At 74.9% G+C, this 13,077-nt stretch carries 11 protein-coding genes; 4 read left to right on the top strand and 7 right to left on the bottom strand.

Annotated elements, in window-relative coordinates; all coding sequences use genetic code 11:
• Nucleotides 1-3: 3 nt before the first annotated feature.
• The 5 genes from I8N68_RS10265 to I8N68_RS10285 form a co-directional block, all read right to left on the bottom strand.
• Nucleotides 4-291 (bottom strand): Lrp/AsnC family transcriptional regulator, encoded by a 288-nt coding sequence (locus I8N68_RS10265; protein ID WP_200209667.1) that lies wholly within the window; start codon nucleotides 289-291, stop codon nucleotides 4-6.
• A 52-nt stretch (nucleotides 292-343) separates the two neighbouring features.
• Nucleotides 344-1,249, bottom strand: coding sequence for a nucleotidyltransferase family protein (locus I8N68_RS10270; RefSeq protein ID WP_234039357.1), 906 nt, complete (start codon nucleotides 1,247-1,249; stop codon nucleotides 344-346).
• A gap of 110 nt (nucleotides 1,250-1,359) precedes the next feature.
• Complete coding sequence (locus I8N68_RS10275; protein ID WP_200209668.1) at nucleotides 1,360-1,899, bottom strand: NUDIX hydrolase; 540 nt, start codon at nucleotides 1,897-1,899, stop codon at nucleotides 1,360-1,362.
• 48 nt (nucleotides 1,900-1,947) lie between these two features.
• Entirely contained in the window at nucleotides 1,948-3,738 is a 1,791-nt protein-coding gene (locus I8N68_RS10280; RefSeq protein ID WP_200209851.1) for a RelA/SpoT family protein, read from the bottom strand.
• Nucleotides 3,739-3,866: 128 nt separating this feature from the next.
• Complete coding sequence (locus tag I8N68_RS10285) at nucleotides 3,867-5,624, bottom strand: DEDD exonuclease domain-containing protein (RefSeq protein ID WP_200209669.1); 1,758 nt, start codon at nucleotides 5,622-5,624, stop codon at nucleotides 3,867-3,869.
• A 234-nt stretch (nucleotides 5,625-5,858) separates the two neighbouring features.
• Between I8N68_RS10285 and I8N68_RS10290 the strand changes: the two genes are divergently transcribed.
• The 4 genes from I8N68_RS10290 to I8N68_RS10305 all read left to right on the top strand — a co-directional run bounded on the left by I8N68_RS10290 (nucleotide 5,859) and on the right by I8N68_RS10305 (nucleotide 10,284).
• The gene (locus I8N68_RS10290) at nucleotides 5,859-7,319 is read left to right on the top strand and encodes an NYN domain-containing protein (RefSeq protein WP_200209670.1); all 1,461 of its coding nucleotides are present in this window, start codon (nucleotides 5,859-5,861) and stop codon (nucleotides 7,317-7,319) included.
• Between the two features lie 144 nt (nucleotides 7,320-7,463).
• A complete protein-coding gene (locus tag I8N68_RS10295; RefSeq protein ID WP_200209671.1) occupies nucleotides 7,464-7,691 on the top strand; it encodes a hypothetical protein in 228 nt (75 codons plus the stop codon).
• Between the two features lie 212 nt (nucleotides 7,692-7,903).
• Entirely contained in the window at nucleotides 7,904-9,163 is a 1,260-nt protein-coding gene (locus tag I8N68_RS10300; RefSeq protein ID WP_200209672.1) for a M48 family metallopeptidase, read from the top strand.
• Nucleotides 9,160-10,284, top strand: a complete 1,125-nt coding sequence (locus I8N68_RS10305) for a glycosyltransferase family 4 protein (protein WP_200209673.1) — start codon at nucleotides 9,160-9,162, stop codon at nucleotides 10,282-10,284. Before I8N68_RS10300 ends, I8N68_RS10305 begins: the two co-directional genes overlap by 4 nt.
• 99 nt (nucleotides 10,285-10,383) lie before the next feature.
• Here the strand turns inward: I8N68_RS10305 and I8N68_RS10310 are convergent, their stop codons facing one another.
• A complete protein-coding gene (locus I8N68_RS10310; RefSeq protein WP_200209852.1) occupies nucleotides 10,384-12,051 on the bottom strand; it encodes a putative bifunctional diguanylate cyclase/phosphodiesterase in 1,668 nt (555 codons plus the stop codon).
• Nucleotides 12,052-12,133: 82 nt separating this feature from the next.
• A complete protein-coding gene (locus I8N68_RS10315; RefSeq protein WP_200209674.1) occupies nucleotides 12,134-12,946 on the bottom strand; it encodes an SAM-dependent methyltransferase in 813 nt (270 codons plus the stop codon).
• Nucleotides 12,947-13,077 lie beyond the last annotated feature (131 nt).

The raw sequence follows: 13,077 nt of genomic DNA on the forward strand, positions 1-13,077 counted from the left end.
GGTTCAGTCGGCGTTGGCCAGCCCGATCGCGAACGCCTCCTCCAGGTCGTGCTGGGAGTAGGCCCGGAACGCGATGTGCGACTCGGTGTTGAGCACGCCGGAGACCTTGGAGATGCTGCCGGCGATGACCTGGGCGATCTGCTCGAACTCGCGGACCCGCACCATGGCGATCAGGTCGACGTGCCCAGCCACGGAGTAGACCTCGCTGACGCCGGGGAGATTGGCCAGGGTCTCGGCCACCTCGGGGATGGAGTCGGTGGCGCAGTCGATCAGCACGATCGCGGTGATCACGGGACATTTCTCCGTTCGTCGGCGTCGTGGCCCATGCTAGAGGCTCGCCCGGTCACGCCGTTTCCGGCTGGTCGATCCGGCCGGCGCGGACTGTCAGGTCGCCCCCGGCCCGGATGACGTCGGTGAGCCGCTCGTCCGCGCCGACCGTGGCGTCGGGCCAGACCACCGCCCGGGTGACCGCGCCGGCCACCGTGGCGCGGGCGCCGACCACCGCCCGGCGCAGCGGCCCGGTCACCGTCGCGGTCGGATCGACGAGGTTGCCGTCCCCGGCTGCGTGGAGGTTGGCCGCGAGGTAGTCGGCCGGAGTCCCGGTGTCGTAGAAGGTGCCCCGGTAGGGCACCACGGTCAGGGCGCCGGCCGCCTCCGCCGGGCGCCACACTGTCCGGACCAGGTCGCCGAAGGTGGGCGGCAGGTCGCGGACCAGCCGCCAGGGCAGCAGCGAGAAACCCACGAAGCGGTGGCCGCCGAAGGTCCCGGGCGCCGCCGGGTCGTCGGCCGGCTGACCGAGCAGCCGTACGCTCCGCCCGTCCCAGCCGTCCAGCAGCGCGGCGATGTCCGGCCCGGGCGGGGCCTGCGGGTCGGCCAGGTACGCGTCTGCGTTGCCCGCCAGGACGCCGCGGCCGGCGATCCAGTCCCGCAGGTTGCCCAGGCCCCCCGCCGTGCCGAGCGGATCGCCCGGCTCGACCGACAGGTGGGCCCGTCCGCCGACGTGGTCGACCACCTGGTGGCCCAGGTAGCACGCGTTGACGGCGACCTGGTCCGGCCCGGCGAGGCCGAGCCCGGCCAGCCGGGCCAGGGCGCGGTCGAGCAGCGGCACGTTGCCGACCGGGCAGAGCGCCTTGGGCAGCCGCGCGGTCAGCGGACGCAGCCGGGTGCCCTCGCCCGCCGCGAGCACCACCGCGCAGACTTCGACGTCCGCCCGCCAGCCCCGACCGGCCGGCCCGACGGTGTCACCCAGGCTGCCGGTGCCGCTCGCGCCCGCGGTACGGGACGTGCCTGCCGGCTCGGGCCGGCCGCCGGGCGGGACGGGGCCGGAGGCGGTGGGGCCGGGGCCCCGCCCGGAGCCGGTCACGCTCCCGGCGAGGTGGCCGGTGGACGCTGCCCGGCTTCCGGGCCGATGCCGTACCGGCCCAGCAGACCGGCCGTCGCCCGGCTCAGCCGGGGCAGGTCGTCCAGCGGGTGCCAGGCCGCCTCGAAGACCTCCGCGCCGTCGACCACCAGTTCGGTGGTCGACGCCGGCACCGCCACCTCGAAGACCACGTCTACCCAGCCCTTGGCGTGCACCACCGCGTTCGGCACGGCCGGGCGGAGCTGCTCGGGGGTGACCCGGATGCCGGACTCCTCGAACAGCTCGCGGGCCGCGCCGACCACCGGCGCCTCGCCGCGTTGCAACAGCCCCGCCGGCAGCGTCCAGCTGTACCCGGGCGGCTGGCGCAGCAGCAGCAGTCGGCCCGGTCCCTCCGCCTCGGCGTCCCGGACCAGGGTGACCGCCCCGACGATGTACTTCGGCACGGCGAGCCGGACCAGCCGGCGGCGCAGCGGGACGGGGAGCCGGTAGAAGACCTGGTAGCCGAGGGCCCGTCCGGTGGCACGCGCGCGGGGGATCATGCCTTCAGGCTAGTGGCCGCCCGGGCCGGCCGTGCGAGGGGCGTTCGGCTACTGCCGGTGGTCGACGAGGTCGATGAGTTGGCGGACCACCGCGTCCGGTTCGACCGCGCGGTCGAAGACGGCCACCAGCAGGGTCTCCAGGTCGGGGTAGCCCAGCTCCTCCGACAGCCGCAGCAGTGGCAGGTCGCTGGCCAGCCCGCGGTTGTGCTTGCGCAGCGCCAGTCCGATGGTGGCGCGGCCGAGGCGTACCTTGTCGGCGATCGAGATGCCCGGCTCGGTGTGCTCGGCGAACCAGCGGTTGATCTGCATCTGGGCGTGCGGCGACTTGACGAAGCCGAGCCACTCCCGGCGGGGTCCCCGGGGTGCGGTGTCGGCCTCGAAGCCGCTCTCCGCGTCGGACTCGGTGAAGATCTCCACTACGTCGCCATCCTCCAACTCGGAGGAGAGCGGCGCCAACCGGCCGTTGATCCGCGCCGCCAGGCAGTGGTCACCCCGCTCGGTGCCCAGCTCGTACGCCAGGTCCACCGGCGTCGCCCCGGCGGGAAGGACGACCTGCCGGCCATCGGCGACCACCTGGATCTGCGCCTCGGCCAGGTCGCAGCGGAGCGACTCCAGGAACTGCGCCGGGTCCACGGCCTCCTGCTCCCAGTCCAGGACGCGGCGCAGCCAGTTCAATTCGTCGGTCCGGTCGACCGCCCGACCCGCGGCGCGGGGGAAGCGGTAGTGGGCGGCGATGCCGTACTCCGCGGCGCGGTGCATCTCCTCGGTCCGGATCAGCACCTCGACCGTACGGTCCTGCGGGCCGCGGACGCTGGTGTGCAGCGACCGGTAGAGGTTGTTCTTCGGCGAGGCGATGAAGTCCTTGAACCGGCCGGGCATCGGGCGCCAGAGCCCGTGCACCGCGCCGAGCGCCGCATAGCAGTCGGTGGCCGGGCCCGCCACCACGATCGCGATGCGGGGCAGGTCGAAGGGGGCGGCGTGGCCGCCGGCGACGGTGTCCTTCCAGATCGAGTAGAGGTGCCGGGGGCGGGGGGACACCTCGGCGTCCACCCGGTTGCGCCGTAGCGCCGCCTTCGCGCTGGCCACCACGTCGTCGAGGTACGCGTCCCAGCCCGGCCGGTCGTGCACGTGCCGGGCGATCCGGGCGTGCTCGTCGGGCTGCAGGTGCAGCAGCACCACGTCGTCCAGCTCGCGTTTGAGGGTCTGGATGCCGAGCCGGTCGCAGAGCGGGATCAGCACCTCCTGCGTCTTGCGGGCGATGCGCTCCCGGGAGGCGGCGGACCGGACGCCGAGGGTCCGCATGTTGTGCAGCCGGTCGGCCAGCTTGATGATCAGCACCCGGACGTCCTTGCCCGCCGCGATGATCATCTTGCGGACGGTCTCCGCCTCGGCGGCCTTGCCGTAGAACGCCTTGTCGAACTTGGTCACCCCGTCGACCAGGTGGGCCACCTCCCGGCCGAAGTCCTCGGCGAGGGCCTGCAGGGTGTAGCGGGTGTCCTCCACGGTGTCGTGCAGGAGCGCGGCGACCAGGGTGATGGTGTCCATGCCGAGGTCGGCGCAGATCTGGGCGACCGCGAGAGGGTGGGTGATGTACGGCTCGCCGCTCTTGCGGAACTGCCCGCGGTGCATGTTCTCGGCGATGGTGTAAGCGCGGCGCAGCACCGACGAGTCGGCGCTGGCGTGGATGCTCCGGTGGGCCCGGACCAGCGCGCTGACCGGATCGGTGTCGTTGGTGGGCCAGGTGAGCAGCGAGCGCAGCCGGCGGGTCAGGGGCAGCTCGCCGGGCTGGGTCGGAAGGGCACCACCCAGGGCGGCGCCGTGTCCGGCGTCGACGTCCACCTGGGACACCTCCTCACCCCGGCCCCACGGTCGCCGTCACCGACGATCGGGAGCAGGCCCGCGAAACGGGCAGGACTGCACTTCCTTAACAGCCTAAGGGAGTCGACGTAGTCCGATCGGTCACTTGGTCATGAGCGTTCGGTCGAGAGTTGGTGGGAGCCGCCGTTCTCCGCCTTGGCCAACAGGTCCCGGAAGCGGCCCGCACCGGTGACCGGCGAGGCCCAGCCGGCGGACATCTCCACGAGTCGGGTCTCCGGTCGCTCCAACCAGGACAGGATCCGCTCGGTCTCCTCGGCCGAGGCGCGGGGGACCGGGCCGTGGCCCGGCAGCACCGTCTCGGCGGTCGCCCGGATCGCCTCCAGGGTCGGTCGCGGATGGACACCCGGCGGGGACACCCCGGCGCCGGCCAGCCGGCCGTGCCGGACCAGGGCCAGCTCCCACCCGCCCTGCGGGGCGCGCCGGGCGGCGGCCAGTTCGGCGATCCGGGTCAACCCGACCAGGCGTTGCATCCGGACCGTGGCGCGCAGCACGGCCGCCAGCCGGGACCGCACCACCGCCGCCTCCTCGTAGCGCTGGTCGCGGGAGAGCACCTCGATCCGGGCCAGCAGGGCGTCCACCACCACCTGCGGGTCGCTGGTGGTCGCGGTGCGGAATGGGGCGGCGGCGCGGTGGTCGTACTCCTCGGGGGTGATGCGATGCTCGCAGGGTGCCGGGCAGCGACCCAGCTCGGCCAGCGCGCAGGCCGGCATGGTGGTGCGCCGCGACAGCCGGTGCGTGCACTGGCGCAGCGGGACGGCGTCGTGGAAGCCCGCCGCCGCCAGCTCGGCGGCCTGCTTGGAGCGGAACGGCCCCAGGTACGCGGTGTCGGTCGGCGCCAGGTTGCGCACCACCGACAACCGGGGGTACGCCTCGTCGGTCAGCTTGAGCCAGACCATCCGCTCCGGATGCTTCGACCGCCGGTTGTACGGCGGCGCGTGCGCGGCGATCAGCCGCAGCTCGCGGACCTCCGCCTCCAGCGGGTGGGCGCACTCGACCGCCTCGACCCGCTCGGCGGCGGCGAGCATCTCGGAGATCCGGGCCCGCTTCTCCCCGGCGGTGAAGTAGTTGCGCACCCGGGTGGCGATGTCACCGGAGGTGCCGACGTAGAGCGGCCGGTCGTCGGCGGCCCGGAAGATGTACACCCCGGGGACCTTGGGCAGCCCCTCCGCCAGGTGCCGCTTGCGGCGCTGGGTCGGGGTGACCGCCCGGGCGAACTCGATCGCGTCGCCGACGGTGTCCACCCGGTGCCCGCCCAGCCGGGCGATCAGCCCGTGCAGCACGTCCACGGTCGCTCTGGCGTCGTCGAGCGCCCGGTGGGTCGGCTGGGTGGCGGTGCGGAAGTAGGCCGCGAGGGTGCCGAGCTTGCGGTTGGGCACCTCGTCGCGGGTGAGCACCCGGCGGGCCAGCGCCGCGGTGTCCAGCACCCGCGGGTTGGGCCAGCGGTAGCCGTGCTTCGCGCAGGCCGCCTTGAGGAAGCCCACGTCGTAGGGGGCGTTGTGGGCGACCAGCACGGCGTCGTCGATGAACTCCAGGAAGCTCGGCAGCACCTGCTCGATCGGCGGTGCCGGGACGAGCATGGCCTGGGTGATCCCGGTCAGCACGGTGATGAACGGTGGGATCGGCACCCCCGGGTTGACCAGGGTGGCGAGCACCCCCAGCTGCTCCCCGCCGCGCACCTTCACCGCGCCGATCTCGGTGATCCCGCCGCCGTCCGGCGCGCCGCCGGTGGTCTCCAGGTCGACCACCACGAAGGTGGTCGCGTACAGCGGCAGGGCCGGGTCCACCCCGGCGCCCGCCGTCCGGTCCAGGCCGGCCAGCGCCTCCTGGACGTACTCCGCTCGTGCCACCCGCGGCACGCTAGCGGTCGGGTCCGACACTTGCGTCTCAGCCGTCCCAGCAGTCACCACGGGGCTAGTGCCGGAGGCCCGCCCCACCCATCGGTGGTGGGGAGTCGCTCGCCCCCACGGCGAGGATCCACAACACCCACCGGACACCCGTGAACATCAGTGGACACCGCACTAGGATGAGAGATCGGCTCACTCACTGGGCGCTGGGCCCGTTCGCGGTGGGAGACTTGCCACATGCCCCTCACCGAGCCGCACGACGACCACCTCCCGGAGGAGGGGTCGATGGCGGCCGAGCGGGACGCCGTGGGGGGCGACGCGGACGACCTCGCCGCCGGTCCGACCGGCGTCGCGCAGCCTCCGCCGGGGGAGAGCGAGTTCGCCCCGCCGGAGCCCGAGCCGACCCTGCCCGAGCCGGTCCGGCAGCGGATCGTGGCACTCACCGCCGCGGTGCTGCCGGCGATGCCCACCGACGAGGTGCCCGTTCCGCTGCGCCGGGTGGCCAAGTTCGCCCCCAACCGCCGGGCCCGGCTGGGCGCGCCGGCGATCGCCGCCCAGCTCACCGCCGACCCGCTGTTCCGGCAGCGGGTCACCGCGCGCGTGCTGGCCGACGCCGGCGACCTGGGCGACGCCGTGGTCGAGGGGACCGCCCCGGCCGCCGCCGACCCGGTGGAGGTGGCCGCCCTGGCGTACCTCGCCCGGCCCCGCGGCTGGCGGGAGCTGATCGAGGCGAGCGGTGCCGCGGTCCGGGCCGAGGCGGACAGCGCGGTGGTGGCCGAGCTGGTCCGCGAGGCCGAGCAGCGGGCCACCCGCGCCGAGCACGACCGGGCGGTGGCCCGGGTCGAGGCCGAGAAGCTCCGCGACGAGCTGGCCCGGGTCCGGGAGGAGTTGGGCCAGCTCCGCGAGGAGTCCCGGCAGCTCAGCCGTACGCTGCGCGAGACCCAGGCCCGGGAGCGGCGGGCCAACGAGCTGCTGGCCACCGAGCGCGGCCGGGCCACCCGCGCCGCCGCGGACGCGGAGGCGGAGCTGCGCCGGGCCCGGGCCCGGCTGGCCGAGGCGGAGTCGGCGGCGGGAACCGCCCGGGCCACTGCCAAGGAGGCGCGTTCGATCGACGAAGCGCGGCTCTGGCTGCTGCTGGAGACGATCGGCCAGGCGGCCGTCGGGCTGCGCCGCGAGCTGGCCCTGGACCCGGTCGACAAGCTGCCGGCCGACTTCGTCGCGGACGCCTTCGCCGACCAGTCGGCCACCACCCCGGCCGGCGCCGCCGCCCGCGCCCGGGACACCGACGACCCGGCCCGGCTGGACCAGCTGCTCGCCCTGCCCCGGGCCCACCTGGTCGTCGACGGCTACAACGTGACCAAGCGCGGCTTCGGCGAGATGTCCCTGGAGCAGCAGCGCAAGCGGCTGATCACCGGCCTGGGCGGAATCGCCGCGCAGACCGGGGACGAGGTCACCGTGGTCTTCGACGGGGCCGAGCGGATGCACGGCCTGCCGCCCACGCCGCGCGGGGTGCGGGTGCTCTTCTCCCATAAGGGCGAGACCGCCGACGAGCTGATCCGCCGGCTGGTCCGCGCCGAACCCACCGGCCGGCCGGTGGTGGTGATCTCCTCCGACCGCGAGGTCGCCGACGGGGTACGCCGGCACGGCGCGTACCCGCTCGGCGCCGACTCGTTGCTGCGCCGGCTGGCCCGCTCCTGACTGCGCTTGATCGCTTTCGGGATGGCTGCGACCTCGTTGTCCGTTTCTGTCATACCCCTCGCCTAGCGTCGACGTGACCGACGGTGGTCGGGTGACGACGACGGGCGTCCCATCCGCCTCCGCCGACCGCGTCAGGAGGCGTTCATGCTCATCGACTGCGACAGGTGCGGGATCCGGGGGGCGGGCTGTTCCGGCTGCCTGGTGACCGCGCTGCTCGACACCGGCGCGCCGGCCGCCGACCTCGGCGCCGCCGAGCACCGGGCGATCGAGGTGTTCGCCCGCGCCGGCTTCGAGGTGGAGGTGCTGCCGCCGCCGGTCGCCCCAGCGGTGCCGGCCCGGCCGCGCCCCGCCCGCCGACGCCGGGTCGCCTGACCCGGCTTCCCGCAGTGCCCGGCGGTTGCCGGGCCAGCGGCCTGTGACGCCCGGGACAGTGGGCGGGCCGCGGGCCATAGGATGGGCGCTCACGGCGGGAGGAGCGGCATGACGCGGGTACGGCGCAGCGGCGGGGCGATGGTGGCCGCGGTGAGCGGCCGGGCCGGTACGCCCGGCATGTCGGGTGCCGGCCTGCTCCGCGAGGCCGCCCCGTGAGCCCGCGTGGCTGGGCGCTGCTGACCCTGGTCGGCCTGGCCGTCGTGCTGCTCGTCGCGGGCGCCGTGCTGATCCCCTGGCACCGCCCGCCGGCGCCCCGAGCCGACCAGCTCGCCGCGCTGCGGTCCCTCCCGGTCGACCAGGTGGCCCGCGGTCGGGCCTTCCACGCGGCGCTGCGCCCCGGCGGGTACGGCGCGCTGGCCCTCGGCCTGGCGGTGGCCCTGCTGCTCGGGCTGACCCCGCTCGGCAGCCGGCTGGTCGAGCTGGCCGGCCGGCCGTTCGGCGGCCACTGGACCGCCCGGGCGGTGCTCGGCGGGCTGGCCGTGATGCTGCTCGCCGACCTGCTCACCCTGCCGTTCGCCGCCTGGCGGCAGACCGTGCTGACCCGGTACGGGCTGAGCACCCAGGGCTGGGGCGGCTGGGCCGTCGACCTGCTCAAGTCGTACGCGGTCAGCGCGGTCATCGGCGGGCTCGCGCTGCTCGGCTTCTACACCGTCGTCCGGCTCGCCCCGCGCTGGTGGTGGGCGTTCGGCGCGGCCGGCGCGGCCGGCCTGGTGGTGCTGCTGTCGTTCGTGCTGCCGGTGCTGGTCGAGCCGGTCTTCAACCGGTTCACCCCGATGGAACCGGGCCCGCTGCGCACCGAGCTGACCAGCCTCGCCGCCCGCGACGGCGTGCCGGTACGCGACGTGCTGGTCGCCGACGCGTCCCGGCGGACCAGGGCGGTCAACGCGTACGTCTCCGGGCTGGGGCCGACCCGGCGGGTGGTCGTCTACGACACCCTGCTGCGCGAGGCGACCCCGGCCGAGGTGACCAGCGTGGTCGCCCACGAGCTGGGGCACGCGAAGGACCGCGACGTCTGGGTCGGCACGCTGACCGGGGCGCTCGGCGCCGCCCTCGCCGTCGTCGCGCTCTACCTGATCGGCTCCTGGGCGCCGCTGCTGCGGCTGGCCGGGGTCGACTCGGTGGCCGAGCCGCGCGCCTTCCCGCTGCTGATCGCGCTGGTCACGGTCGTCGGGCTGCTCGCCGCGCCGGTCCAGGCGCTGGTCTCCCGGCGGGTCGAGGCCCGGGCCGACGCGCACGCGCTCGCCCTGACCGGCGACCCGGCGACCTTCGAGGCCATGCAGCGCCGGCTGGCCGGGGTGAACCTGGCTGATCCCGACCCGCCCCGCTGGGAGTACCTCTGGTCGGCGTCGCACCCGTCCACCGTGGAGCGGATGGCCGCCGCCCGCGCCTACGCCAGGGAGAGCGGCCGATGAGCCGGACGTTGCTGGTCACCAACGACTTTCCGCCCCGCCCCGGCGGCATCCAGTCCTTCGTGCACCAGCTCGCGGTGCGCCAGCCCGTCGGCTCGGTGGTGGTGTACGCGTCGAGTTGGCGGGGCGCCGAGAAGTTCGATGCCGACCAGCCCTTCGAGGTGGTCCGGGAACGCACCAAGGTGCTGCTGCCCACGCCGCTGATCGCCCGGCGGGCGGCGAAGCTGGCCCGCGCGTACGACTGCGACACGGTCTGGTTCGGCGCGGCGGCCCCGCTGGGGCTGCTCGCGGCCGGGCTGCGCCGGCGGGCCGGGATCCGGCGAGCGGTGGCGCTGACCCACGGCCACGAGGCCGGCTGGGCCGCGCTGCCCGGCGCCCGCACCGCGCTGCGCCGGATCGGTCGGGGCCTGGACGTCACCACCTACCTGGGGGAGTACACCCGGGTCCGGCTCGCTCGGGTGCTCGACGGGGTGACCGAGCTGCGCCGACTGGCGCCGGGGGTGGACGTGGACACCTACCACCCGTCCGTCGACGGGGAGCCGGTGCGGATCCGGTTGGGCCTGGCCGACCGGCCGGTGGTGGTCTGCGTGTCCCGACTGGTCCCGCGCAAGGGCCAGGACATGCTGATCCGGGCGATGCCGGAGATCCGCCGGCGGGTGCCGGACGCGGCGCTGCTGATCGTCGGCGGCGGTCCCTACCGGGCGAGCCTGGAGAAGCTGGCCCGGCAAATCGGGGTGGAGCGGGACGTGGTCTTCACCGGCACGGTGCCGTCGGCGGAGCTGCCGGCGCACTACGCGGCCGGCGACGTGTACGCGATGCCGTGCCGCACCCGCAACCGCGGCCTGGACGTCGAGGGCCTCGGGATCGTCTACCTGGAGGCCAGCGCGGCGGGACTGCCGGTGGTGGCCGGTGACTCCGGCGGGGCGCCCGACGCGGTCCGCGAGGGGGAGACCGGCTACGTGGTTCGCGGCCGGGACGTCGCCCAGCTCGCCGACCGGGTGGCGACGCTGCTCGCCGACCGGGACCTGGCCCGCCAGCTCGGTGCGGCCGGGCGGGCCTGGGTGGAGCGGGAGTGGCGCTGGGAGACCCAGGCGCAGCGGATGGCCGCCCTGCTCGCCGGCTGAGGACGCCGCAACCACCGGGGATGCCGTTGTCGCGGTGTCCGGGCACCACGGGCCGCGGGATCGCCAGGCTGCGGCGCGCGGCGGCCAGGGAGCCCCGAATCAGTCCAGCCGGGCCAGGAACCGGTCGGCGGGTGCGGGGCGGCCGAAGTGCCAGCCCTGGCCGGCGTCGCAGCCGATCGCCCGCAGCCGGTCGGCCTGGTCGGCGGTCTCCACGCCCTCGGCGGTGACGGTTAGGTCCAGGGCGTGCGCGAGGGACACCAGCGAGGCGAGGATCCGCTCGTCGGTACGGCTGCCCGGATCGGTCGCCGGGGCGCGCAGCCCGGTGACGAACTCGCCGGCCACCTTCAGCTCGGCCACCGGCAGCTCCCGCAGGTAGGCGAGATTGCAGTAGCCGGTGCCGAAGTCGTCGATGGCGATCCGGACGCCGAGGTCGGCCAGCACCCGCAGGGCCCGGACCGGTTCCTCGACCGTGCTCATCATCGTGCTCTCGGTGATCTCCAGCTGGAGCCGCCGCGCCGGCAGCCCGGTCCGCCGCAGCACGCCCTGCACCTCCTGCACCAGGCCCGGGCGGTGCAACTGCCGGACGGCGAGGTTGACGCTGACGAATGGCGGGTCGTCGTGCCCGGTCGACCAGCTCGCCGCCTCCCGGCACGCCTCGGCCAGCACCCAGCCGCCGAGCCGGACGATCAGCCCGGTCTCCTCGGCCAGCCCGATGAAGCTGTCCGGCCGCAGCACGCCCAGTTGGGGGTGGCGCCAGCGGACCAGCGCCTCCATGCCGAGCACCCGCCCGTCCCGCAGCGAGGTGAGGGGCTGGTAGTCCAGGAAGAACTCGCCCCGGTCCAGGGCGGTGGGGATGGCCGCGGCGAGGGCGTACCGGGCCAGCTCCCGGCGGTTGCGGTCGGCGTCGAAGAGGACCCAGCGGGCGCCCCCCGCCGCCTTGGCCCAGTGAAGCGTGCTGTTGGCCGCCCGCATCAGCTCACCGGGCGAGGTGCCGGCCACCTGCCGCTCGACGATGCCGACGCTCGCCGAAATGGTCAGCTCGTGCCCGTCCACCAGGGCCGGTTCGCTGACCGCGGCCAGCGCCGCCTCGGCGACCTTGACCGCGTCGTCGGTGCAGCCGGTGCGCTCGACCAGGATCACGAACTCGTCCCCGCCGAGCCGGGCCACCAGGTGCTCGCCGAGGGCCCGGCGCAGCCGCTGCGCCACCGACACCAGCAGCCCGTCGCCGACCTGGTGGCCGAGCGAGTCGTTGACCACCTTGAACCGGTCCAGGTCGAGGAAGCAGACCCCGACCCGGTCGGCGCCCCGGCCCGGCTCGTCGAGGGCCGCGGAGAGCCGCTCGGTGAACAGGGTGCGGTTGGGCAGGTCCGTCAGCGGGTCGTGGGTCGCCTGGTGCCGGAACCGCGCCTCGCTGTCCCGCAGCGCCCGCTCGGCGTGCGCCCGGGCCATCATCGCGGCCCGCCGGATGGCCTCCTGCTCGTCCAGCGTCCGGTCGCGCAGCGCGCGGGCGTACCCGGTGGCGACGGTGGCCAGCAGCCGGGCCATCCGGTCCTCGACGTCGTCGGCGACCAGTCCGAGGTCGCGGACCAGGCGGAGCTGGATGACCTCGATGGTCCGGCCGAGCCCCTCCGCCGAGGCGATGTGCGCCTCGACCAGCTCGGCGCCGACCTGCTGGCCGATCCGCAGGTCGAACGGCTCGGCCTGGATCGCCACGGCCAGCCGCTCGGTGAGCCGCTGCAGGAGGGCCTCCAGCTGGGCCTGGGTCATCGGCAGGTAACTGGTGCCGGAGACCGCCTTGGCCCAGGCCCGGGCGAACGTGCCGGGGCAGGAGCGGGGACGGGCGGCACCGTCACCCACCGAGCCGCCCGACGCCGCCCATGAAGACCGACTGCTCCGCGTTCTCCGCCTGATCCGGGGACTCGGGCCGCCACTGCGGCACCCACACCACACCCGGGTCGACCAGCTCGAAGCCGTCGAAGAGGGCGGTCAGCTCGGCCCGGCTGCGGATCCAGAGCTGGTTGTCGGTGCGGCGGTAGACCCGCTCGGCCTCCGCCCGTTCGCCGGTCTCGCCGCGGCCGTCGTCGCTGGCCTGTGACAGCACCAGGTAGCTCCCGGGCGCCAGGGACTTCCGCAGCGTCCGCAGGATCTCCTCCGGCTTGTCCGCGTACGGGATGAAGTGCAGCACCGCCACGACCATCACCGCGACCGGCTGGGAGAAGTCCAGCAGCCTGGTCACCTCGGGGTGGTGCAGGATCGCCTCGGGTCGCCGCAGGTCCTCCTGGATCGCCGTGGCCCGGTCGTTACCGCTGAGGATCTCGTGGCTGTGCGCCACCGCGACCGGGTCGACGTCGACGTAGACCACCCGGGACTCCGGGTCGATCCGCTGGGCGATCTCGTGCACGTTGCCGACGGTGGGGATGCCGGAACCGATGTCGAGGAACTGGCGTACCCCGGCGTCGGCCAGGAACTGCACGGCGCGGCGGAGGAAGGCCCGGTTGGCCTGGGCCATCAGCGGCGCCTCCGGCACCGCGTCCATCATCGCCCGGGCCGCCGTCCGGTCGGCGGCGAAGTTGTGCGAGCCGCCGAGGTAGTAGTCGTACATGCGGGCCACGCTGGGACGTTCGATGTCGATCGTGTCGGGTGCCCAGTCCGGCCGCTGCATGCCCTTGCCCCTTTGTGTCAACCGCGCGAGATAGCCGTGGCCCCATGGGCCACCCGGTATTCTGCCCGCCCGGTGCCGTGACGCAAAGACCGCCGTCGCTGGGTGCGCGGGCCGGCACCGTACGCAGCAGC

The organism is Micromonospora coerulea (genome assembly GCF_016598485.1).
Classification (GTDB): Bacteria; Actinomycetota; Actinomycetes; order Mycobacteriales; family Micromonosporaceae; genus Micromonospora; species Micromonospora coerulea.

Bases quoted from the DNA above. Each gene is read 5' to 3' on its own strand.
- I8N68_RS10275 (WP_200209668.1), bottom strand. From the start codon at position 1,899: ATGATCCCCCGCGCGCGTGCCACCGGACGGGCCCTCGGCTACCAGGTC.
- I8N68_RS10290 (WP_200209670.1), top strand. From the start codon at position 5,859: ATGCCCCTCACCGAGCCGCACGACGACCACCTCCCGGAGGAGGGGTCG.
- I8N68_RS10295 (WP_200209671.1), top strand. From the start codon at position 7,464: ATGCTCATCGACTGCGACAGGTGCGGGATCCGGGGGGCGGGCTGTTCC.
- I8N68_RS10305 (WP_200209673.1), top strand. From the start codon at position 9,160: ATGAGCCGGACGTTGCTGGTCACCAACGACTTTCCGCCCCGCCCCGGC.
- I8N68_RS10310 (WP_200209852.1), bottom strand. From the start codon at position 12,051: ATGACCCAGGCCCAGCTGGAGGCCCTCCTGCAGCGGCTCACCGAGCGG.
- I8N68_RS10315 (WP_200209674.1), bottom strand. From the start codon at position 12,946: ATGCAGCGGCCGGACTGGGCACCCGACACGATCGACATCGAACGTCCC.